Genomic DNA, 22,318 nt, shown 5'->3' with positions numbered 1-22,318 from the left:
CAACACGGCAAAAGCGGCAGTTTCGGAATACATCAAGGTGGGCCGCATCCACACCTGGCCGGCGCGGATGCGGGATAACGTCAGGACATGAGCGGCAGTAAGTGCTGATAAATCTGGCGGAATGTCTCGCGCTGCGGCGCATATTGCGTGAAACGTTCGGCATTCGGGCGATGCTCCTGCTCCAACGCCAGCTGCGGCAGCAGATCGGCATAGGGGCGATCGCGGTGAACGGCCAGCTGTGCCAGACGCGCGGCGCCCAGCGCCGGGCCAACGTCACCGCCGGTTCGATAATCAAGCGGCTTACCGCAGATATCCGCCAGCATTTGTCGCCAGTAGGCGCTGCGCGCGCCGCCACCGATAAGCGTAATGCGGTCAGGCTCAACGCCGCAGGCATGCACGACGTCCATACCGTCAGCCAGCGCAAAACCAACGCCTTCCAGTACCGCGCGCGCCAGCTCGGCCGGGCCATGCTGATGGGTCAGGCCAAAGAACACGCCCTTCGCCTGCGGGTTATTGTGCGGCGTGCGTTCACCAGAAAGATAAGGCAGGAACCAGACCGGTTCGGCGCTGGCGTTGGCGCTTTCCGCCGCCGCGATCAATGCAGGCACCGTTCCCAGCCCGGTGAGTTTCGCCGCCCAGTCCAGGCAGGATGCCGCGCTGAGCATCACCGACATCAGGTGCCAACGCCCCGGTAACGCGTGACAGAAGCTATGCACCGCGCTCTCCGGCTTGCTGAGAAACCCTTCGCTGACGGCAAAATAGACGCCGGAGGTGCCCAGCGACAGCATTGCCTGGCCTGCATCCGCCATCCCAACGCCTACCGCGCCAGCTGCATTATCGCCGCCGCCGGCCACCACCGGCACCGTCGGCATATTCCAGGCGCTGGCGACCGACGCCAGCAGTTGTCCGGTCACCTCGCAGCCCTCAAACAAGGCGGGCATGTTATCGCGCGTCAGCTGACAGGCGGCGAGCATCTCGTCGCTCCAGTCGCGCTTCGCCACGTCCATCCACATCGTACCCGCCGCGTCTGACATATCGCTGGCGAAATCGCCGGTCATCCGCAGACGCAGATAATCTTTTGGCAGCAGGACTTTATCGACCTGACGGAATGTCTCCGCTTCATGGCGCTGCACCCACAGCAGTTTCGGCGCGGTAAAGCCCGGCATCATCAGGTTGCCGGTAATCTGACGCGAAGTGGGCACCTGCGCCTCCAGCCGTTGGCACTCTTCAGCACAGCGGCCATCGTTCCACAAAATTGCCGGGCGCAGCACACGCTGCTGCTTGTCCAACAGCGTGGCGCCGTGCATCTGCCCGGCAATGCCCAGGGCCTTCACGCCCTGCAAGCTATGCTGCTGGCCGAGCCCTTTCATGGCGCGATCCGTCGCCTGCCACCAGTGCTCTGGATCTTGTTCCGACCACAGCGGGTGCGGACGAGAAACCGTCAGTTTTTCCGTTTGCGAGGCCAGCACGCGGCCCTGCTCATCAAGCAAAATTGCCTTTACGCCAGACGTTCCGAGATCTATGCCGATATACATCGCAACTGCTCCTTTAGGGGGTACGATGCCCGGCAAGCTTACGCTTCCGGGCATTGTTTATACTGCGAGACGCCAGGCTTACTTGTCGAACAGGTAGTGATTTACCAGCCCTTCCAGCAGCTCCTGATGAGCGCTCTGATGCTGCGGCGCCAGCTGATTCTGCTCAGCATACTTCGCCAGATCCTGCAGCGACATCTGACCTTTCAGAATCTGCTGGCCCAGCTCGCCGTTCCAGCCTGCATAACGTTTTGCCACGCGTTTATCCAGCTCACCGCCTTCAATCATGCGCGCCGCCACTTTCAGCGACAGTGCCATCGTGTCCATTGCACCAATGTGACCATAGAACAGGTCATATTTATCCGTGCTCTGACGACGGACTTTTGCATCAAAGTTCAGGCCGCCGGTGGTGAAACCACCCGCTTTGAGGATTTCATACATCACCAGCGCATTTTCCTCGACGCTGTTAGGGAACTGGTCGGTATCCCAGCCCAGCTGCGGGTCGCCGCGGTTGGCATCCACGGAGCCAAACAGACCCAGCGCAATCGCGGTGGCAATTTCATGATGGAACGAGTGGCCCGCCAGCGTCGCGTGGTTAGCCTCAATATTCAGTTTGATCTCTTTTTCCAGACCGAACTGTTTCAGGAAGCCGTACACCGTTGAGGCATCGTAGTCATACTGATGTTTGGTCGGTTCCTGCGGTTTCGGTTCGATCAGCAGCGTGCCCTGGAAGCCAATTTTATGTTTGTGCTCAACCACCATCTGCATGAAGCGGCCAATCTGCTCGCGCTCCTGGCGTAGGTCGGTATTCAGCAGGGTTTCATAGCCTTCACGACCGCCCCACAGCACGTAGTTTTCACCGCCCAGTTTATGGGTCGCATTCATGGCGGTGAATACCTGCGTGGCCGCCATGGTAAACACTTCCGGGTCAGGGTTAGTTGCCGCGCCCGCACCGTAACGTGGGTGAGTAAAGCAGTTGGCGGTGCCCCACAGCAGCTTCACGCCGCTCTGCTGCTGTTTTTCCGCCAGCACATCAACCATCTGCGCAAAGTTGTTCAGGTACTCTTTCAGGTTGGTGCCTTCCGGAGAAACATCGATGTCATGGAAACAGTAGTAAGGCACGTTCAGCTTGTGGAAAAATTCAAATGCGACATCAGCTTTACGTTTCGCACGCTCAATCGCTTCGCCTGGCTGCTGCCACGGGCGGTCGAATGAACCAATACCAAACATGTCCGCGCCGTTCCAGCAGAACGTATGCCAGTAGCAGGCGGCAAAGCGCAGATGGTCTTCCATGCGTTTCCCCAGCACCAGTTCGTCCGGGTTGTAGTGGCGGAAAGCCAGCGGGTTTTCAGTTTTCGGGCCTTCGAAACGAACGCGATCCAGTTGGTCGAAATAAGCTTGCATAATGGACTCCATAATCTGACAGGCGGCGAGGGATTAATTCGTCTGGTCATACTGAATTCTGAATCACCGCGACTCAATTACGTTATTTCACACTGCTATTAAGAGAATCCACAAATGTGCGCTGGCTCGCAAAATAAAATGCGATGCGTCCCGTTTTATGTCGGTAATTTTTTCACGCCATAAATTTAAAATCAGATCGCGGTCAAAAATTAGCAATTAAACCAAATATCGTAATAGGAAGATAAAAATCTGTAATTGCCAGCCGCCGTTTACATGTTAAAAATTTGCTGCGTGTTTAGTCATTGCTGTTTCTTTTATCGCCAATCTCATTACCCTATCCCTACAGAAGGCACTACGATTATGAAGATAAAGAACCTTTGCCTCACGCTCTGCGCCTCGCTGCTTCTGACCAGCATGGCGAGCAGCGCTAAAGAAGTTAAGATCGGTATGGCTATTGACGACCTGCGCCTTGAGCGCTGGCAGAAAGACCGCGACATCTTTGTTAAAAAAGCCGAACAGCTCGGTGCACAGGTTTTCGTGCAGTCAGCCAACGGCAACGAAGAAACGCAAATGTCGCAGATTGAAAATATGATCAACCGCGGTGTAGATGTTCTTGTTATTATTCCCTATAACGGCCAGGTGCTGAGTAACGTTATTAAAGAAGCCAAACAAGAAGGTATTAAAGTTCTGGCCTATGACCGTATGATTAATAATGCCGATATCGATTTTTATATTTCTTTCGATAACGAAAAAGTCGGCGAAATGCAGGCCCAAAGTCTGGTCAATCAGGTCCCTCAGGGTAACTATTTCTTGATGGGCGGCTCGCCGGTAGATAATAACGCCAAGCTGTTCCGCGCCGGCCAGATGAAAGTATTAAAACCGTATATTGATGAAGGCAAAATTAAAGTTGTAGGCGATCAATGGGTTGACGGCTGGCTGCCGGAAAACGCGCTGAAGATTATGGAAAATGCCCTCACCGCCAACAATAACAAAATTGACGCCGTGGTCGCCTCGAACGACGCCACCGCAGGCGGCGCGATTCAAGCCTTAAGCGCCCAGGGTTTACAGGGCAAAGTGGCCATTTCCGGCCAGGATGCTGACCTGGCGGGCGTGAAGCGCATCATCAACGGCACGCAGACCATGACCGTGTACAAACCGATTACCCTGCTGGCGAACAGCGCCGCAGAGATCGCCGTCGAGCTGGGCAACGGCCAGCAGCCCAAAGCTGACGCCACCCTGAATAACGGCCTGAAGGACGTGCCGTCACGCCTGTTAACCCCTATCGAAGTCAATAAAACCAACATTGATGACACCGTCGTGAAGGACGGTTTCCATAAGAAAAGTGAACTCTGAATAGTATGCCCCGGCCACATCGCCGGGGCAGCGTAGCCGCCGGAAATCTCCGGTAGCCAGGCTTACGTGGAGCACAAGTACCTATGCCGTATTTACTCGAAATGAAGAGCATTACCAAAGCATTCGGGGTCGTTAAGGCTATCGATAATGTCAGCCTGAGATTAAACCCAGGCGAAGTTGTTTCCCTGTGTGGGGAAAACGGCTCCGGTAAATCGACGTTGATGAAAGTTCTTTGCGGTATTTACCCGCACGGTAGCTATGACGGCGAAATTATTTTCGCCGGTGAGACGCTGCAGCCTACGCATATTCGCGATACCGAGCGCAAGGGTATTGCGATTATTCACCAGGAGCTGGCTCTGGTTAAGCATCTGACCGTGCTGGAAAACATCTTTCTTGGTGCGGAAATCAGCCGCCGCGGCGTGCTGGATTACGACACCATGACCCTGCGCTGTGAAAAGCTGCTGGCCCAGGTCAACCTGGCCATTTCCCCCGACACTCGCGTCGGTGATTTAGGTCTCGGGCAACAGCAGCTGGTCGAAATCGCCAAGGCGCTGAACAAGCAGGTCCGCCTGCTCATCCTTGATGAGCCCACCGCCTCGCTGACCGAGCAAGAGACCGCCATACTGCTGGATATCATCCGCGACCTGCAGCACCACGGCATTGCCTGCATTTATATCTCGCACAAGCTCAATGAAGTGAAGGCCATATCCGACACCATTTGCGTCATCCGCGACGGCCAGCATATTGGCACCCGCGATGCGACCAACATGACCGAAGACGACATCATTACCATGATGGTAGGCCGCGAGCTGACGGCACTGTACCCCAGCGAACCACACGCCGCAGGCGATGAGATCCTCCGCGTTGAGCACCTGACCGCATGGCACCCAGTCAACCGCCACATTAAGCGCGTTAACGACGTCTCTTTCAGCCTGAAGCGCGGCGAAATTCTCGGCATCGCCGGGCTGGTCGGCGCCGGGCGCACCGAGGCGGTCCAGTGTCTATTCGGCGTCTGGCGCGGGCGCTGGGAAGGGCGCATTTTTATTGACGGCAAACAGGTCGATATCCGCACCTGCCAGCAGGCCATTGGCCACGGCATTGCCATGGTGCCGGAAGACCGGAAAAAGGACGGGATCGTGCCGGTCATGGCGGTTGGCAAGAACATCACGCTGGCCGCACTCGATGATTTCAGCGGCGCGCTCAGCAACCTTGACGATGCCAAAGAGCAGCAGTGCATCCTGCAATCGATTGAGCGTCTGAAGGTCAAAACGTCATCGCCAGAGCTGGCTATCGGGCGGCTAAGCGGCGGTAACCAGCAGAAGGCCATTCTGGCACGCTGCCTGCTGCTGAATCCGCGCATTCTGATTCTTGATGAACCCACGCGCGGTATCGACATCGGTGCAAAATACGAAATCTATAAGCTTATCAATCAGCTGGTACAACAGGGCATCGCGGTGATCGTCATCTCGTCGGAACTTCCGGAAGTACTGGGGCTCAGCGACAGAGTGCTGGTCATGCATGAAGGGAAACTCAAAGCCAACCTGGTGAACCATAACCTGACTCAGGAAAACGTGATGGAAGCCGCCTTAAGGAGCGAACGCCATGTCGAAACACAATCCGTCTGAAATGAAACTGGCCGCCCCGGCAACGGCCCCGGCACTGCGGCTAACATCGTTGAATTTACAGGTTTTCGTGATGATCGCGGCAATTGTCGCGATCATGCTGTTTTTTACCTGGACCACCGACGGCGCCTACCTGAGCGCGCGTAACGTCTCCAACCTGCTGCGTCAAACCGCGATTACCGGCATTCTCGCCGTCGGGATGGTGTTCGTCATTATCTCGGCCGAAATTGACCTTTCCGTTGGCTCAATGATGGGCCTGCTGGGCGGCGCGGCGGCAATTTTTGACGTCTGGCTCGGATGGCCGCTGCCGCTGACTATCATCGTCACGCTGGCCATGGGGCTGGTGCTGGGTGCCTGGAACGGTTGGTGGGTGGCCTATCGCAAAGTGCCGTCGTTTATCGTGACCCTTGCGGGCATGCTGGCATTCCGTGGGATCCTGATTGGCATCACCAACGGCACCACCGTGTCACCGACCAGCGCGGCAATGTCGCAAATTGGTCAAAGCTATCTGCCGGATGGCATCGGCTTTACCTTCGGCGCCGTCGGGCTGATGGCGTTTATTGCCTGGCAGTGGCGCGGGCGCACGCGTCGCCAGGCGCTGGGGCTAGCGACGCCTGCCTCTGGCGGCGTGGTAGGACGTCAGGCGCTGACCGCCGTGATCGTACTGGGCGCTATCTGGTTGCTCAACGACTATCGTGGCGTCCCAACGCCGGTACTGCTGTTAACGCTGCTGCTGCTGGGCGGTATGTTTATGGCCACCCGTACCGCATTCGGCCGCCGTATTTACGCCATCGGCGGCAATATTGAGGCGGCGCGCCTTTCCGGGATTAACGTCGAACGTAACAAGCTGGCGGTCTTTGCCATTAACGGCCTGATGGTGGCGATTGCCGGGCTGATTCTTAGCTCGCGCCTCGGTGCCGGATCGCCATCGGCGGGAAACATTGCCGAGCTGGATGCGATTGCCGCCTGCGTGATTGGCGGCACCAGCCTGGCGGGCGGCGTCGGCAGCGTCGCCGGGGCGGTAATGGGGGCATTTATTATGGCGTCGCTGGATAACGGAATGAGTATGATGGACGTGCCCACTTTCTGGCAATATATCGTCAAAGGTGCGATTTTATTGCTTGCCGTCTGGATGGATTCCGCCACCAAGCGGCGCGCGTAATGGCCTGGCCGTGGTGTCGCCGATTCAGTGGCCGGCGGCACCCTCTCATGATTCACGAGGAACCCTGAACCATGTTTGGAAAACGTCACCGCGTGACGCTGTTATTTAACGCCAACAAAGCCTTTGACCGCCAGGTGGTTGAAGGCGTCGGCGAATATTTACAGGCGTCACAGTCAGAGTGGGACATCTTCATAGAGGAAGATTTTCGCGCGCGTATCGAAAATATCAAAGAGTGGCTGGGCGACGGCGTGATCGCCGACTACGACGACCCCACTATTGAAGCGCTGCTGACCGACGTTAAGGTGCCTATCGTCGGCGTTGGCGGCTCCTATCACCGTCAGGAACAGTACCCACCCGTTCACTACATTGCGACCGATAACTCTGCGCTGGTTGAAAGCGCTTTTTTGCATCTTAAAGAGAAAGGCGTTCACCGCTTCGCTTTCTACGGCCTGCCGGCGGCCAGCGGCAAACGCTGGGCCGAAGAGCGGGAATACGCCTTCAGTCAGATTGTTGCCAAAGAGAAGTACCGCGGCGTGATCTACCAGGGTCAGGAAACCGCGCCGGAGAACTGGCAGCACGCGCAGAATCGTCTGGCCGACTGGCTGCAAACGCTGCCGCCGCAAACCGGGATTATTGCGGTTACCGATTCCCGCGCCCGGCATATCCTACAAGCCTGTGAACACCTGCATATTCCCGTGCCGGAGAAGCTGTGCGTCATCGGTATTGATAACGAAGAGCTGACCCGCTACCTGTCGCGCGTGGCGCTGTCTTCGGTGGCGCAGGGCGCGCGGCAAATGGGTTATCAGGCCGCCAAGCTGATGCAGCGTTTGCTCGATAACGAGGTGCTGCCTTTGCAGCGGGTGCTGGTGCCGCCGATGCGGGTCATGGCGCGACGTTCAACCGACTACCGTTCGCTGAACGACCCGGCCGTGATTCAGGCCATGCACTACATCCGTAACAACGCTTGTAAAGGCATTAAGGTCGAACAGGTGCTGGATGCTGTGGGGATCTCCCGGTCAAACCTGGAGAAACGTTTTAAAGAAGAAGTGGGCGAAACCATCCACGCGGTCATTCATAGCGAGAAGCTGGAAAAGGCGCGTAGCCTGCTGGTTTCTACCTCGTTGTCGATCAATGAAATCTCGCAGATGTGCGGTTACCCGTCGTTGCAGTATTTCTATTCGGTATTCAAAAAAGAGTATGACACCACGCCAAAAGAGTATCGCGAGCAGCATAGCGAAACGCTGATTCCGGCATAATCACCGCCCACAAAGCAAAAAGGCCTTCCAATGGAAGGCCTTTTTATCTTCAGCGCTAATTACATGTGTGCCGCAATCAGACGCTGGTTGTCCTGATACATAGCGAACAGATAGTCGTTATAGCTCGAACCTTTGGTCGAATAGCCCTTCAGCTTGTGAATCATCGCCGTCGCGGTCACTTCCTGATCCGTCTTACGCAGCTGGGCGCGAGACTTACGGAACGAGGCATAGGCCGGGTGCGTATTCAGGTTCGTGGCATAGGCCTGAACGGACTCTTTCACGGAGTCGAACTTGGTATAACCATTCACCGAGCCCGTGCCGTTTTTACAGCCCTTACCGCACTTCATGCCGAACAGGTTGTTATTCGCGCGAGCCAGCTTGGACGTACCCCAGCCGCTCTCTGCAGCCGCCATGGTGGCGACCATGCTGCCTGGAATAATATCGACACGTTCAAGCAGCGCGTTCCACGGCACCTTACGGGTATTGCCGTTCCAGCTGACTTTGTAACGTGCGGCGATATCTTTCAGACGCGCGCGTTCAGACGGCGACCAGCGGCCTTCGTACTGTTTTGATACCAGCCAGTTACGATCCGCCGTGATAGCAGCATTTTGACTCGTGATATAAGGCATTACCGTCCGGAGAAACGCTCTTTTCCTTGGGGTTCCGGAAGGGTATTTTCGCAAATCAGGAAGTGAACTGCTCTTTACACTATTGCGAGAATACTCTTGTTTACTGCTGGCCTTACTATGACTTGTCTTTGTTACCGAGGCTTTTTGATGCTTTGTTACCGTGTGTGTTTTTGCGAACACCCCACCTGAAAAAGTACAGATGAGTAACATAAGTATCGCTGCCCCATATCGTCGAATGGGAGTCGATATCATTAGGTCTCCTGGTCGGATGTCATCATTCCAACGCCTTCTTATTTCATAAAATTGAGAGCTTAATCTCAAATTATAGCAAAAATAGCCCGCCAACGCACGTCTGAGAAATAGTCCGATTCCTAAACGCACAAACGGACGCGATTCAGCATAAGACAAACTACGCCGACAAAATGCCGGACGCATCTCATTTTAGTTCATATTTTGACCGCCATCACTCAGCCCTTGCCCTCCTCCTTCCTCCAGGAGGAGCACAGTGTGATAAGCCGCTGGCACACTAGGAAAAAACGTTCTGACATAGGATAACGCTATGAAGCACGCCGCCCTGATACCGCTACTCATGCTCCCCGCCTTTGCCAGCACCGCCGGCTGGACGACGCAGGATTTCCCCGCTTTTGCCGCCGATGGCACGGGAAAATTCAGCAGTCAGAAAATGCTCACAAAGGGTACTCGCCCGTTAAGGTTGAATCTTGACCAACAGTGCTGGCAACCGGCCACGGCGATTCGTCTGAATCAGATGCTGTCGCTTGAACCCTGCCAGGGCGATGCGCCACAGTGGCGCTTATTCCGCGACGGCAACTACACGCTCGAGATTGATACCCGTTCGGGCACGCCGACGCTGACGATTGCCGTCGAAAGCGCGCTGGATAACGCCAGCGTAAAGGTCAGCGCGCGCCAATGCCCGCGCTGGGATGGCAAGCCGCTGACGCTTGATGTCGGCAGTACCTTCGCCGAAGGCAGCCGCGTGCGTGACTTTTACAGCGGACAGACCGCTGTCGTGACGCAGGGAAAAATAACCCTACAGCCAGCGGATAACAGCAATGGCCTGCTGCTGCTGGAGAGCGCCGACGTCACCGCCAGCGCACCGTTTAGCTGGCACAACGCCACCGTTTACTTCGTCCTGACCGACCGCTACGTCAACGGCGATCCGAGCAACGACAACAGCTACGGTCGCCATAAAGATGGGATGCAGGAAATTGGCACCTTCCACGGCGGCGACCTGAAAGGCCTCACCAGCAAGCTCGACTACCTGCAACAGCTGGGCGTGAACGCGCTGTGGATAAGCTCGCCGCTGGAACAGATTCACGGCTGGGTCGGCGGCGGTACTAAGGGCGATTTCCCGCACTATGCGTACCACGGTTACTACACCCAGGACTGGACCCGCCTGGATGCCAATATGGGAAACGAAGACGATCTGCGCGCGCTGGTTGACGGAGCTCATCAACGCGGCATCCGCATTCTGTTCGACGTTGTGATGAACCACACCGGCTACGCCACCCTCGCCGACATACAGACGTATCAGTTCGGCGCGCTGTATCTGAAAGGCGATGAACTGACGAAAACGCTGGGATCGCGCTGGACCGATTGGCGACCCGGTCCGGGGCAGAGCTGGCACAGTTTTAATGATTACATCAACTTCAGCGATAAAGCCGCATGGGAGAAATGGTGGGGTAAAGCGTGGATCCGCACCGATATTGGCGACTATGACAACCCCGGTTTCGATGACTTAACCCTGTCGCTGGCCTTTTTACCTGACCTGAAAACGGAATCCACCGTGCCCAGTGGGCTACCGAACTTCTATCACCATAAGCCGGATACCGCGGCTCGCGCCATCGACGGCTTTACGCCGCATGACTACCTCACCCACTGGCTCAGCCAATGGGTACGCGACTACGGCATTGACGGTTTCCGCGTTGATACCGCCAAACACGTTGAGCTTGCCGCCTGGCAGCAGCTTAAATCGCAGTCGGTGGACGCGCTGGCAGCGTGGAAAAAGGCCAACCCGCAGAAAGCCATGGACGACGCGCCGTTCTGGATGACCGGCGAAGCGTGGGGCCACGGCGTGATGCAAAGCGACTACTATCGCCACGGCTTCGACGCCATGATCAACTTTGATTACCAGGAGCAGGCCGCGAAAGCCAGCGCCTGCCTGGCGAATATCGACCAGACCTGGCAGCAAATGGCCGACAAGCTGCAGCAGTTTAACGTCCTGAGCTACCTCTCATCGCACGATACCCGTCTGTTCCGGGAGAAAGGCGGTAACGCCGCCGAGCTGCTGCTGCTCGCACCGGGCGCGGTGCAAATCTTCTACGGCGATGAGTCCGAGCGCCCGTTTGGCCCCACCGGCTCCGACCCGCTCCAGGGTACGCGTTCGTCAATGAACTGGCAGGACGTCGCAGGAAAATCTGCCGATACGGTCGCACACTGGCAGAAACTGGGACAGTTCCGCGCACGTCATTCGGCCATTGGCGAAGGTCAGCAAACAACGCTCAGCCTGACTGACGGGTACGGTTTTGTTCGCGTACACGGTGAAGACAAGGTCATGGTGATCTGGGCTGGTAACCGCTAATTTATATGCTTCCAGGCCCGCGGCTTGAGCGCGGGCCTTTGCAGAATAAAAAACCAGAAATCTGCTACTTTCTCAATTTTTCGACTGAGCCCACCCTCAAAAGCCCATTTGCACCCCATCGTGAGTGGCGTTATCGTTACCTACTTCACAGAATGAGCAATAGAAAATCGGCTATGACATTTTCACTTTTCGGCGACAAATTCACCCGCCATTCAGGCATTACACGCCTGATGGAGGACCTCAACGACGGTTTACGCACCCCAGGCGCAATCATGCTAGGCGGCGGCAACCCGGCACAGATTCCAGAGATGAACGCCTACTTCAATAATCTGCTGGCGGATATGCTGGAAAACGGCAAAGCGGCTGAAGCGCTATGCAATTACGATGGTCCGCAGGGGAAAAATGAGCTACTCGTTGTACTCGCCGAGATGCTGCGCGAAGAATTAGGTTGGGATATTGGCCCACAGAATATTGCACTGACAAATGGCAGCCAAAGCGCATTTTTCTACTTGTTCAATCTGTTCGCCGGCCGCTGCGCCGACGGTACGACTCGAAAGGTCCTTTTCCCCCTCACTCCGGAGTATATCGGTTACGCCGACGCGGGCCTCGAAGATGATCTTTTCGTTTCCACCCGCCCGCAAATTGAGCGCCTGCCAGAGGGCCAGTTTAAGTACCACGTCGATTTCGAAAATCTGCCAATCGGCGAAGATACCGGCATGATCTGCGTCTCACGCCCCACCAACCCGACGGGTAACGTCATCACCGATGACGAGCTGAAGCAGTTAGACACGCTGGCTCAACAGCACGGCGTGCCGCTTATCATCGACAACGCCTACGGCGTGCCTTTCCCGGGGATTATCTTCAGCCAGGCAACGCCGCTGTGGAATTCGAACATCGTACTGTGCATGAGCTTGTCGAAATTAGGCCTGCCGGGCAGCCGCTGCGGCATCATTATTGCCGATGAGAAAATCATCACTGCCATCAGCAATATGAACGGCATCATCAGCCTCGCCCCAGGCGGGATTGGGCCAGCCATCATGTGTGAAATGATTAAACGCCGCGATCTGCTGCGCCTGTCAGAAACGGTCATTAAGCCTTTCTACTACCAGCGCGTGCAGGAAACGATCGCCACGATCCGCCGCTATTTGCCGGAGGAGCGCTGCCTTATTCACAAACCGGAAGGCGCTATTTTCCTGTGGCTGTGGTTTAAAGATCTGCCCATTACGACGGAAACGCTCTATCAGCGCCTGAAAAAGCGCGGCGTGCTGATGGTCCCTGGTGATGTATTCTTCCCTGGATTGGATAAGCCCTGGGAACATACGCACCAGTGCATGCGCATGAACTATGTGCCGGAGCCGGACAAAATTGAAGCCGGGGTAAAAATCCTCGCCGAGGAAATTGAAATAGCCTGGCGGGAACATCAGTAATATATGATATATTAGCCTCTGATTTCAGGGGCTAATATAGCCAACAGCCTCTCTATGTTATTTAAAATAACAAAGCATTCACCCCACCTTATTCAACCGATCGGATTAGTCCCAATTTATCCCCTCATTTCATTACCGCTACATATCTCAATTGATTATTTAATGCTGCTTAACATGTTAAAAACAAAGTAACGATATGTTTCCTAAGAACATATTATTTTACATAGCAGACTTTGTTTATCCTTAAATTAAATCAGATTAATTCATCCTTTCGTATGAAAAGAAACGCCACATGCAAGGCGTAATTTTGAACTTACACTGACTAATACGCACTCGGCGTTTTAACTGGTGGAGTATGATCATGGACTCTAAAAACGTTAGCCACTTAAGCGTTATTGCTGTGGCGGTTCTTATTGCATTCTCTCTCTCTGCCTGTAGCGGAAGCGGCGGGGGCTCTCATTCAACGGCCAAAAATGGCACGACCCAAGGCAGCGGTTCGGGCGGCGACGGTAGTGGCAGTGACGGCAGTGGCTCTGGCGGCGGCACAGGTGGTGGTACCGGCGGCGGAACGGGCGGCGGCACAGGTGGTGGTACCGGTGGCGGAACGGGCGGCGGAACGGGCGGCGGCACAGGCGGTGGAACCGGTGGCGGCACCACCGCGCAGAATTCAGTTAACAGCATCATCGGTGACACAGGTAGCGCGGTTTCCGGAGTGGGCGACACGCTGAGCGGTCTGGGCAGCCAGTTGGCGACCACCACCGGCAACAACCCGGTCACCTCGACGATTTCAACAACGGTTAGCGGCGTGGGTAACGCCGTCGATACGCTGGGAACCGGCGTCACTAACGGCCTTGGCAATGCCTCCAATACCAATGGTCTGGGAACGACGCTGCAGGGAACCACCAGCACCGTAACCGTACTGGGCAACACGGTGTCTAGCGTCGGTAGCGGTCTGGCCACCAGCACCTCGGGCACTCCCGTTGCTGGGGTGACTGGCGTTGTCGGCAACGTCGTTAACAGCGCAGGACAACTCGTTAGCGGCACCGGAACCGGATTGACCAGCACCCTGCAAAGCCCGGGCGTCACCGCCGCAACAACCGGCGTGACCTCCGTGGTGAATAACACGCTGTCCGGCGTACAGGGCGTTACCCAGGGCGTGGGCACCGCGACCGGATTAGGCACGCCGGTTAACGGTCTGCTGGCTCAGGTCGGCGGTGCCGTCAGCGGCGTCGGAACCCAGGTTGGCACCACAACGCCAGCGCTGAGCGGCGTAGGCCAGGTGGTCTCGAGCGTCGGTAACATCGTCACCGATGCGGGCGGTCTGGTGAAACCGGCCACCGCGACTACCGGCAGCGGCAGCAGTACCGGCAGCAGCGGCGGTGGACTGCTGGCCAATGCCTCGCTGGGGGCGACGGTCAGTTCGCTGACGGGCAGCCTGAACGTCAGCTCCTCCACGACGGCCACCGCCAGCGGAAGCACCAGCAGCGGGACAACGACGACGAGTAACCCGCTGGGTGGTATCACCGGGCTGCTTACCGGGTTAACGACAAAAAAATAAGCTATATATTGATTAATGCCTTCCGTGCCCCCGCAATGGGGGCACGATTTTCAGCAGAATAACAATAATCATCCTTGCACAATAAAATACACAAGGAACGCGTCATGAAAACTACCCTATTTTATGCGCTGTCGGGGGTTGTTCTGCTTAATATTGCACGAGCAGACACATTACCCGCATTGATCGACCCAAATAACCCAGCAAAAGCAGAGCATAGCAGTACGACGCAAACCCCTGTAAATGCCGCACCCAGTTTAAGCGTAAGTGTCCCCAAAAATAAATTAACGCCCGAAACGTTAATTAAAGTTGATCATATTCAGTTTATTGGTGGCACCGTTTATCCCTTAAAAGACCTGCTGCGTCCTTTTGTACCCTACGCACACAAGCAGGTGCCATTAAAAACGCTAACCGGCCTGGTTAATGATATTACGTTACGCTATCGTGCGGACGGTTACCCCTTGTCTTATGCCTGGCTACCGGATAATAACTTCCAGGACGGGACGCTCAAGATTGTTCTGGTGGAGGGCTATGTCGCCCACAGTGATATCCAGAGCAATAATCCGAATATTGCCGAACGGTTAAAACGGCTGGCGGCAAAAATTATGGCGGAAAAGCCACTGTCGCAGGCCACCTTCGATCGCTACACCCAGCTGATGACGCGCACCCCGGGCGTCACCGTCGATGCCAACGCCCAGCTGCCGCAGAATATCTACGGTGCGGCGGCAATGCAGGCGAAAAGCTTCCAGCCGCATATCTGGGATATTTCATCTACGATCGACACCCGTCGTAGCCAGAATATGGCGTTTGTCACCGGTTCACTCAGCAACCTGACCAGCTACGGCGATCAGTTTGGCGTCGCAACCCTGGTGCCTCTCGACAGCTCGACGCGCAAATCCTATCTGGGGCTGAACTATCAGCAGTTCCTGACGGATGAAGGGCTGATGATGCAGTTGAAGGGCAGCTTTTATCGCGATAATCCACGCGACTACACGCGCCTGCTGAATTTCCCTGGCGGGTATTTTGACTCACGCCAGGAGACCACGCAGTACAACGGCGGCGCAATGTTCAGCTATCCGGTGCTCCTGACCGGAAAACAGCAGTTCAATATTAACGGTGGCATGGACTATACCGACCGGCGTAACGATAACCACATTCGCGCTATCGTCGGCGATCAAACGGTATACAGCGTGACGCAAAAGTCGCATGTGCGTTATCCGGCGCTTGAGTTCGGGATGAACGGCTTTCAGGCCTTCGATCGGGCCAGCATCAACGGCAAGCTGACCCTGCGTCAGGGTATTAACGCCTCCTCGATGTCCGATGCGGCGCCCGTCTATGGTAATGACCTGTCGTTTACCCTCTGGAAAAGCAATATTGATGCAGCATGGATGATCACCGATACATGGCGACTTTCGACGTCAATGGAAGGCGATTGGTCGGACAATGATTTACCGGAGCCAGAGCGCGTCAGTTTCGGCGCCCAACGTTTTGGTCGTGGTTATCAGGATGGCGAAGCCAGCGGCGACTACGGCTACGGCGGGCAGGTTGAGCTGCGTTATTTGCATCAGCGTAAAGAGAGCATCTGGCTTGCCACCGTGCAGCCTTACGTCCTTGCCGATACCGCGCAAACCTGGTTCAACGCGCCGGGCTACCCCCACCAGCGGCTGGCATCCGTGGCGACCGGGGTCATGGTCGGTGATAACAAGCACTACAGCGTGACGGTCGAAGCCGCGCGTCCGGTCGGAGATAAACCCACCGACACGCACAACCGGGAATGGCGCTACAGCCTGACCTTCAGCTGGAACTTCAATAATCTACATTAATTTCGCCGCGGTACGCTGGCCGACATCGACACAGGCCAGCGCCGCCGTAGGGCAGGCGGCCACGCAGGCAGGCCCTTCTTCGCGGTGACGACACAAGTCACACTTAATCGCCCGCGGCCTGGCCTGCTGCATCGTGACGTTCATCGCCCCGAACGGACATGCCAGCATACAGCTTTTGCAGCCAATACAGCGCGACTGATCGACGGCGATCGTCTCGCCTTCTCGCACGATCGCCCCCGTCGGGCAAACGTTGCTGCACGGCGCATCTTCGCACTGATGGCAGGCTACCGCCGTTGAAAACGAATCCCCCTTCACCACTCGAATGCGCGGCAAAAAGGCTTCACGCGAGACGGTATGACACGCCTGCTGATCTTGATGTGCCACCACGCAGGCAACTTCACAGGTACGGCAGCCGATGCATTTTAAAGAATCGGCGACAATAAACGGGTTCATTTCCCACTCCGTGATAGTTGATAAACGCTAAGAGTGCCAGAGTGGGGGGCGTTCATGCTTTGATCAAACAGCTGAGATGCGCCATTTTTGTCATCGACCTAACATGCTTTGTCTCTTTGCCTCAGGCAGAATGAATATGCTGTTTGCAATAGCGCCGTTTCCACGCTGCGGGCGTCAAGCCGGTGTGTTTGCGAAAAACCTGGCGGAAATACCCGACATCAGCAAACCCGCACTGTTCGGCCACTTCCTTAAGCGAACGCGTAAGGTTACTCAGCAGCTTCTCTGCCGCCTGATGGCGCTGCGCTTACCAGGCAGACCGGCAAAAAATCAATCGGCTGGTCTGATTCCAGACCAGCCCCAGCTATCGCTTCACCGCCAGATAAACTATATTCGCCCTTACGATAAAACCATCAAGATGACCCCATGGACGAATTTCAAAATCTGACGCTGCATAAAATCAGCGCAGGCAGTGTTTTTAAAATTCACCTTCTGGGCCTGCTTTGTTCGCTGGTCCCCCTCGGTGTACTCAATGGTATTCTGAGCGCCATTGGTATTACGGTGTTCACCCTGCGCTGGAACGGGGAAATCGTTCACGGCTTCTCCGCACTGATACTCAGCCCGCTGCTATTTTTGCTTCTGGCGCTGGTAGTTACCGGTATTATCGGCAGCCTGACCTGGCTCGGGTTATGGATTTACGGGCAGTTTCGCAAGCTCACGCTGCGCATTGTGCCAGCCGGTGATAACCGCGAAGAATAATTGTCATGCCATGTGCGGTGCCTGATGGCGCTGCGCTTATCAGGCCTACCGGGCACACACTGTAGGCCTGATAAGGCGAAGCCGCCATCCGGCTCTCTGCACAACGGCATTCCCGGAAACAAAAAAGCAGAACGCACGCGTTCTGCTTTTTTTCGTGCAGAGGATGAATTACATCGCGGCGCGGAAAATCGCCATGATTTCGTCGTGCGTCGCCTGGACAGGGTTAGTGAATCCGCACGCATCTTTCAGCGCGTTGGTCGCCAGCACCGGAATATCTTCTTCTTTCACGTTCAGGTCGCGCAGGCCAGCCGGAATGTTTACCTGACGCGCCAGTTTGCGGATCGCATCGATACACGCCTGTGCGCCCTGCTCGTTGCTCATCGCGCTGACGTCGATATGCATCGCCTGAGCGCAGTCACGCAGGCGCGCCGCAGCCACCTTGCTGTTGAACACCTGTACGTGCGGCAGCAGAACCGCGTTGCATACGCCGTGCGGTAGATCGTAGAAGCCGCCGAGCTGGTGCGCCATCGCGTGAACATAGCCCAGCGACGCATTGTTAAACGCCATGCCGGCCAGGAACTGTGCGTAGGCCATCGCTTCACGCGCTTCGCCGTTGCTACCGTGTTCTACCGCCGTCGGCAGATTATCGACAATCATGGTAATGGCTTTCAGCGCACAGGCATCGGTAATCGGCGTCGCGGCAATAGACACGTAGGCTTCAATGGCGTGGGTCAGCGCATCCATCCCGGTAGCAGCAGTCAACCCTTTCGGCATACCTTCCATCAGGGAAGAATCGTTAACGGACAGGATCGGCGTAACGTGCTTGTCGACGATGGCCATTTTAATGTGACGAGTGACGTCGGTAATAATGCAGAATCGGGTCATTTCAGACGCCGTACCTGCCGTGGTGTTGATAGCGATCATCGGCAGCTGCGGTTTGGCAGAGCGGTCAACGCCCTCGTAGTCGCGGATATCACCGCCGTTGGCAGCCACCAGGGCAATCCCTTTTGCGCAGTCGTGCGGGGAACCGCCGCCCAGCGAAACGACGCAATCGCAGTCATTCGCGCGCAGCATTTCCAGGCCGTCTTCGACGTTAACGGTGGTCGGGTTTGGGTGCGTACCGTCAAATACCACGCTATGGATGTCATATTCCTGCAAACGCTTCTGGATATCGCCAGCGACACCCAGCTTATTCAGGACTGCATCAGTGACAATCAGAGCACGGCGAAAGCCATATTCCTTCATGGTATTCATTGCGTCATTTAACGCGCCATTACCGATAACATTCACTGATGGAATGAAGAAAGTAGATGCAGCCATGATAGTTCCTTTATTTAATAAGCAGGCCCCAGAGGCTATAGTAATAACCTCTGCAAAAACACGATCAAGTTAGCATTTCAGACCTTAAATAAAATAAAAATCGCGGCATCTCATTGTTTATGCCGCGATTTGTGGTGATTAATATATTTTTGTATTTTATTTAATATTTTTTCTAAATAAATTGTTAGTTTTTATTATCCGGGAACAGCAACGCATCACGTAATAAATGATCGTTACCGCGACGGCGCGTAAAACCAATTCGGTTGAAATATTCCAGAATCTGAATCGCCAGCTTGCGGCCAACGTTCAATTTATCGCGGAAGTCCGCCGCGCAGGTGGAGCCTTTTTCCAGATGGAGATCGCGAATCATGTTAGCAAACGCCACAATGCGATCGTTACGATAGTAGCGATCTTTCACAATGGCGGTAATCATCCCCTGCTGCGCAGCCTGACGTAAAACGCTGCGCATGGTGTTTTCATCCGTACCGGTCTGCGTCGCCAAATCGCGCACCCACCAGGGCTCGTCGCCAAACAGCGGCGCGGCTTTCAGCCAGATAACCTGCTGCTCGTCGGTAAAACCGGCCTTATGTTCCGGCAGGTGCAGCCAGCCGTGGTGGCTGGCGATGGTTCCGCTGGCACGCATCTGCTCAATTAACGTGAGGACCAGCGCTTCATCTTCCATCGGCAGCGCGATACGGCGCAGACGTTCACGACCCGGGCCAGGTTCATCTTTGTGCTGCTCGTGGTACTGCGCCAGCGCGTCCAGCAGCTTACGCTGCCAGCGCGCGGCCAGCGGGGCATCCAACAGGCTGTCACCGGCCAGGATGAAACCTGGCTGAGCAATCAGCGCTTCCAGCCCCTGGGCACTAAGCTGGCGCGCCCAGCCAAATTCACGCAGCTTTACCGCATCACGCGCGAGGTGCACCGCCAGCGCCTGCGCGTCGTTTTCTGCCAGCGCAAGCGCCGCAATCCATGCCAGGTACTCCGGCTTGCGCTTGCCACGGCGCGGTGAATTGAGCGTCACCACCCGCGCTCCGGCCAGCGTAACCTTCGCCGAAATATCGCGTAGCACCAGACGATCGTTATCCGCCAGCCACAGCGGTGTATCGAGCACCAGTTCAGCGAGGTTATTTTCCAGCAACGATACACGCCCGGTAATATGGCTGGCCGCATGGTGAATATGCAGCGGCTGCCATTGGCTCAGCGGCACATGGCTTTGTAGCTCAACAATCACCCGCTCAACGGCCTCCGGCGGCGCTTCTGTCAGCAGCCAATCGCCGCGGCTGATATCGCCCTTTTCCGCTGCACCGACAATATTCAGGGCAATACGCTGCCCGCCATGCGCGTGCTCAACCGGCTGATTCTGGGCGTGCAGACCGCGTACGCGCATCGGCGTACCCATTCCGGTCAACCATAGGGTATCGCCCACGCACACATCGCCCGACAGCGCCGTCCCGGTAACCACCAGGCCCGCCCCTTTTACGGTAAACGCGCGGTCGATGGCCAGACGAAAACGCTGGTGCTCAGGATGCTCGCGGGCGGCGAGCTGGCGCAGGTGTTCGCGCAGGGCCTCAATGCCCTTGCCCTCGGTGGCCGCCGTTTCAAATAACGTCGCCGGCTCAAAAGCATATTCACGAAGAACATCGGTAATTTGGCGGCGAACTTCAGCAATACGCACGGCATCGACGCGATCGACTTTAGTTAATGCCACCGTCAGCGTGGGCTTGCCCGTCAGTTGAAGAATCGCCAGATGTTCACGGGTTTGCGCCATCACGCCATCGTCACATGCCACCACCAGCAGGGCGTGATCGATCCCCCCCACGCCCGCCAGCATATTCGAAAGAAATTTTTCATGCCCAGGCACATCGATAAAGCCCAGCACGCGGCCGTCCGGCTGCGGCCAGTAGGCGTAGCCGAGATCGATAGTCATGCCGCGTGATTTCTCTTCCGGCAGGCGGTCGGCGTTAATGCCGGTAATCGCCTGTAGCAGCGTGGTTTTGCCGTGGTCAACGTGACCGGCGGTGGCAATAATCATTTCAGCAACATCTCCAGGAAACGGGGTTCATCTTCAAGGCAGCGTAAATCCAGCCACAGGCGTCCGTCATAAATCCGGCCAATGACCGGCACCGGCAGGCTGCGCCAGCGGTTTGCCAGCGCCTCAAGGCGACTGCCGCGCCCATCGAGCGGCGTAAAAGCAATGGCCGCGCTGGGCAGGCTTTCGGCGGGCAGCGAGCCGCTGCCAATCTGCGACATACACGGCATGACCTGAACGGCGAATTCCGCGTCGTAGCGCTCGGCCAGCGGGGTACGCAGACGCTGCGCCTGTTGGTTGATCTCTTCAACGTGGCGGCTAAGCAAGCGCAGCGTAGGTAGCTCTGCCGCCAGTTTTTCCGGGTGCAAATACAGACGCAGAGTGGCTTCAAGCGCCGCCAGCGTCATTTTATCCGCGCGCAGCGCACGCTTGAGCGGGTGCTGCTGCAGCTGGGCTATCAGCGTTTTTTTGCCGACGATGATTCCCGCCTGCGGGCCCCCCAGCAGCTTATCGCCGGAGAAGCTCACGAGGCTGACGCCGGCGGCAATCATCTCCTGCGGCATCGGTTCTTTTGGCAGCCCGTAGCGGCTCAGATCGACCAGCGAACCGCTGCCCAAATCTGCCACCACCGGCACGCCCAGCTCGTGGCCCATTTCCGCCAGCTCGGCTTCTTCTACCGATTTGGTAAACCCTTCAATGCTGTAGTTGCTGGTGTGCACCTTCATTAACAGCGCGGTATTGTCATTTACCGCCTGGCGGTAGTCTTTGGCATGGGTGCGGTTGGTGGTGCCCACTTCGTGCAGCACGCAGCCGGCCTGGCGCATCACGTCAGGGATACGGAACGCGCCGCCAATTTCCACCAGCTCGCCACGCGACACCACCACTTCTTTTCCGGCCGCCGTCGCCGCCAGCATCAGCAGCACCGCGGCGGCGTTATTATTGACGATACAGGCATCTTCCGCGCCGGTTAAACGGCACAGCAGGTCGGCTAACGCCCGATCGCGGTGGCCGCGCCCGGCGCCGTCCAGGTCGTACTCCAGCGTCACCGGATCGCGCATAACCTGGGCGACGGCATTCACAGCCGACGTTGCCTGCTGTGCACGGCCCAGGTTGGTGTGCAGCACGGTGCCCGTCAGGTTGATGACCGGGCGCAGCGCGCTTTGCGCATCGCGCGCCAGCCGCTGTGCCGTCTCCTGCGCCCAGTCCTCGCTCCAGGCCGGCAGCGCCTGCTGCTCACGGATGCTAAGCCGCGCATCGTCCAGCATCTGGCGGAGCTGTTCTACCACCTGAGTGTGGCCATGGGCATCAAGTAAACGCGCAAACGCAGGCTCGCGAAGCAAGCGGTCGGTTGCGGGAAGCTGGCTGTAAAGCGAACGGGTATCGGTAGTCATGAAT

16 protein-coding genes and 1 pseudogene are annotated in these 22,318 nt (G+C 56.5%); 9 read left to right on the top strand and 8 right to left on the bottom strand.

What is annotated here, in order from left to right; genetic code table 11:
• Positions 1 to 80: 80 nt before the first annotated feature.
• Positions 81 to 1,535, bottom strand: coding sequence for a xylulokinase (gene xylB / locus V6942_RS08100; RefSeq protein ID WP_333501077.1), 1,455 nt, complete (start codon positions 1,533 to 1,535; stop codon positions 81 to 83).
• Between the two features lie 78 nt (positions 1,536 to 1,613).
• Positions 1,614 to 2,936, bottom strand: coding sequence for a xylose isomerase (gene xylA / locus V6942_RS08095; protein WP_106924997.1), 1,323 nt, complete (start codon positions 2,934 to 2,936; stop codon positions 1,614 to 1,616).
• A gap of 360 nt (positions 2,937 to 3,296) precedes the next feature.
• On the opposite strand from xylA, the gene xylF reads away from it, so the two are divergent.
• The 4 genes from xylF (at position 3,297) to xylR (ending at position 8,329) form a co-directional block, all read left to right on the top strand.
• Complete coding sequence (xylF, locus tag V6942_RS08090; RefSeq protein ID WP_106924996.1) at positions 3,297 to 4,289, top strand: D-xylose ABC transporter substrate-binding protein; 993 nt, start codon at positions 3,297 to 3,299, stop codon at positions 4,287 to 4,289.
• Positions 4,290 to 4,372: 83 nt separating this feature from the next.
• Complete coding sequence (locus V6942_RS08085) at positions 4,373 to 5,914, top strand: xylose ABC transporter ATP-binding protein (protein WP_182929835.1); 1,542 nt, start codon at positions 4,373 to 4,375, stop codon at positions 5,912 to 5,914.
• Positions 5,892 to 7,073, top strand: a complete 1,182-nt coding sequence (gene xylH, locus V6942_RS08080) for a xylose ABC transporter permease XylH (protein WP_182929836.1) — start codon at positions 5,892 to 5,894, stop codon at positions 7,071 to 7,073. Before V6942_RS08085 ends, xylH begins: the two co-directional genes overlap by 23 nt.
• A gap of 71 nt (positions 7,074 to 7,144) precedes the next feature.
• Positions 7,145 to 8,329 (top strand): D-xylose utilization transcriptional activator XylR, encoded by a 1,185-nt coding sequence (gene xylR / locus V6942_RS08075; protein WP_106924993.1) that lies wholly within the window; start codon positions 7,145 to 7,147, stop codon positions 8,327 to 8,329.
• Positions 8,330 to 8,388: 59 nt separating this feature from the next.
• On the opposite strand, the gene V6942_RS08070 is transcribed toward xylR, so the two are convergent.
• Positions 8,389 to 9,210, bottom strand: a complete 822-nt coding sequence (locus V6942_RS08070) for a protein bax (protein ID WP_106924992.1) — start codon at positions 9,208 to 9,210, stop codon at positions 8,389 to 8,391.
• Positions 9,211 to 9,517: 307 nt separating this feature from the next.
• Here V6942_RS08070 and V6942_RS08065 point away from each other — a divergent pair, with 307 nt between their 5' ends.
• The 4 genes from V6942_RS08065 to V6942_RS08050 all read left to right on the top strand — a co-directional run bounded on the left by V6942_RS08065 (position 9,518) and on the right by V6942_RS08050 (position 16,362).
• The gene (locus tag V6942_RS08065; RefSeq protein WP_333501076.1) at positions 9,518 to 11,557 is read left to right on the top strand and encodes an alpha-amylase; all 2,040 of its coding nucleotides are present in this window, start codon (positions 9,518 to 9,520) and stop codon (positions 11,555 to 11,557) included.
• Positions 11,558 to 11,730: 173 nt separating this feature from the next.
• Complete coding sequence (gene avtA / locus V6942_RS08060) at positions 11,731 to 12,984, top strand: valine--pyruvate transaminase (protein ID WP_106924990.1); 1,254 nt, start codon at positions 11,731 to 11,733, stop codon at positions 12,982 to 12,984.
• A 361-nt stretch (positions 12,985 to 13,345) separates the two neighbouring features.
• On the top strand, positions 13,346 to 14,542 hold the full coding sequence (locus V6942_RS08055; protein ID WP_333501075.1) for a collagen-like triple helix repeat-containing protein: 1,197 nt from the start codon (positions 13,346 to 13,348) through the stop codon (positions 14,540 to 14,542).
• Positions 14,543 to 14,646: 104 nt separating this feature from the next.
• Positions 14,647 to 16,362, top strand: coding sequence for a ShlB/FhaC/HecB family hemolysin secretion/activation protein (locus V6942_RS08050; protein ID WP_333501074.1), 1,716 nt, complete (start codon positions 14,647 to 14,649; stop codon positions 16,360 to 16,362).
• On the opposite strand, the gene V6942_RS08045 is transcribed toward V6942_RS08050, so the two are convergent.
• Positions 16,354 to 16,815, bottom strand: coding sequence for a 4Fe-4S dicluster domain-containing protein (locus V6942_RS08045; protein ID WP_106924987.1), 462 nt, complete (start codon positions 16,813 to 16,815; stop codon positions 16,354 to 16,356). The genes V6942_RS08050 and V6942_RS08045 overlap by 9 nt on opposite strands.
• Positions 16,816 to 16,936: 121 nt before the next feature.
• Positions 16,937 to 17,116, bottom strand: a pseudogene (locus tag V6942_RS08040) (helix-turn-helix domain-containing protein); the annotation flags it as partial.
• 122 nt (positions 17,117 to 17,238) lie between these two features.
• On the opposite strand from V6942_RS08040, the gene V6942_RS08035 reads away from it, so the two are divergent.
• On the top strand, positions 17,239 to 17,571 hold the full coding sequence (locus tag V6942_RS08035) for a hypothetical protein (protein ID WP_182929839.1): 333 nt from the start codon (positions 17,239 to 17,241) through the stop codon (positions 17,569 to 17,571).
• 168 nt (positions 17,572 to 17,739) lie between these two features.
• On the opposite strand, the gene yiaY is transcribed toward V6942_RS08035, so the two are convergent.
• The 3 genes from yiaY to selA all read right to left on the bottom strand — a co-directional run bounded on the left by yiaY (position 17,740) and on the right by selA (position 22,314).
• Positions 17,740 to 18,891, bottom strand: a complete 1,152-nt coding sequence (yiaY, locus tag V6942_RS08030) for an L-threonine dehydrogenase (RefSeq protein ID WP_106924985.1) — start codon at positions 18,889 to 18,891, stop codon at positions 17,740 to 17,742.
• Positions 18,892 to 19,075: 184 nt separating this feature from the next.
• Positions 19,076 to 20,926: a selenocysteine-specific translation elongation factor gene (selB, locus tag V6942_RS08025; RefSeq protein WP_333501073.1), complete on the bottom strand. Its 1,851-nt coding sequence runs from the start codon at positions 20,924 to 20,926 to the stop codon at positions 19,076 to 19,078.
• Positions 20,923 to 22,314 (bottom strand): L-seryl-tRNA(Sec) selenium transferase, encoded by a 1,392-nt coding sequence (gene selA / locus V6942_RS08020; RefSeq protein WP_182966770.1) that lies wholly within the window; start codon positions 22,312 to 22,314, stop codon positions 20,923 to 20,925. The genes selB and selA overlap by 4 nt, the downstream gene beginning before the upstream one ends.
• Between the last annotated feature and the right edge of the window lie 4 nt (positions 22,315 to 22,318).

It is taken from the genome of Kluyvera genomosp. 2, from assembly GCF_036759865.1.
In the GTDB taxonomy this organism is placed as follows: domain Bacteria; phylum Pseudomonadota; class Gammaproteobacteria; order Enterobacterales; family Enterobacteriaceae; genus Kluyvera; species Kluyvera ascorbata_B.
The sequence above is the reverse complement of the archived record's forward strand: the minus strand, read 5'-3'. Positions and strand labels throughout refer to the sequence as shown.

Bases quoted from the DNA above. Each gene is read 5' to 3' on its own strand.
- xylH (WP_182929836.1), top strand. From the start codon at position 5,892: ATGTCGAAACACAATCCGTCTGAAATGAAACTGGCCGCCCCGGCAACG.
- xylF (WP_106924996.1), top strand. From the start codon at position 3,297: ATGAAGATAAAGAACCTTTGCCTCACGCTCTGCGCCTCGCTGCTTCTG.
- V6942_RS08065 (WP_333501076.1), top strand. From the start codon at position 9,518: ATGAAGCACGCCGCCCTGATACCGCTACTCATGCTCCCCGCCTTTGCC.
- avtA (WP_106924990.1), top strand. From the start codon at position 11,731: ATGACATTTTCACTTTTCGGCGACAAATTCACCCGCCATTCAGGCATT.
- V6942_RS08050 (WP_333501074.1), top strand. From the start codon at position 14,647: ATGAAAACTACCCTATTTTATGCGCTGTCGGGGGTTGTTCTGCTTAAT.
- V6942_RS08045 (WP_106924987.1), bottom strand. From the start codon at position 16,815: ATGAACCCGTTTATTGTCGCCGATTCTTTAAAATGCATCGGCTGCCGT.
- yiaY (WP_106924985.1), bottom strand. From the start codon at position 18,891: ATGGCTGCATCTACTTTCTTCATTCCATCAGTGAATGTTATCGGTAAT.
- V6942_RS08035 (WP_182929839.1), top strand. From the start codon at position 17,239: ATGGACGAATTTCAAAATCTGACGCTGCATAAAATCAGCGCAGGCAGT.
- xylR (WP_106924993.1), top strand. From the start codon at position 7,145: ATGTTTGGAAAACGTCACCGCGTGACGCTGTTATTTAACGCCAACAAA.
- V6942_RS08085 (WP_182929835.1), top strand. From the start codon at position 4,373: ATGCCGTATTTACTCGAAATGAAGAGCATTACCAAAGCATTCGGGGTC.
- V6942_RS08070 (WP_106924992.1), bottom strand. From the start codon at position 9,210: ATGATATCGACTCCCATTCGACGATATGGGGCAGCGATACTTATGTTA.
- selA (WP_182966770.1), bottom strand. From the start codon at position 22,314: ATGACTACCGATACCCGTTCGCTTTACAGCCAGCTTCCCGCAACCGAC.
- xylA (WP_106924997.1), bottom strand. From the start codon at position 2,936: ATGCAAGCTTATTTCGACCAACTGGATCGCGTTCGTTTCGAAGGCCCG.
- xylB (WP_333501077.1), bottom strand. From the start codon at position 1,535: ATGTATATCGGCATAGATCTCGGAACGTCTGGCGTAAAGGCAATTTTG.
- selB (WP_333501073.1), bottom strand. From the start codon at position 20,926: ATGATTATTGCCACCGCCGGTCACGTTGACCACGGCAAAACCACGCTG.
- V6942_RS08055 (WP_333501075.1), top strand. From the start codon at position 13,346: ATGGACTCTAAAAACGTTAGCCACTTAAGCGTTATTGCTGTGGCGGTT.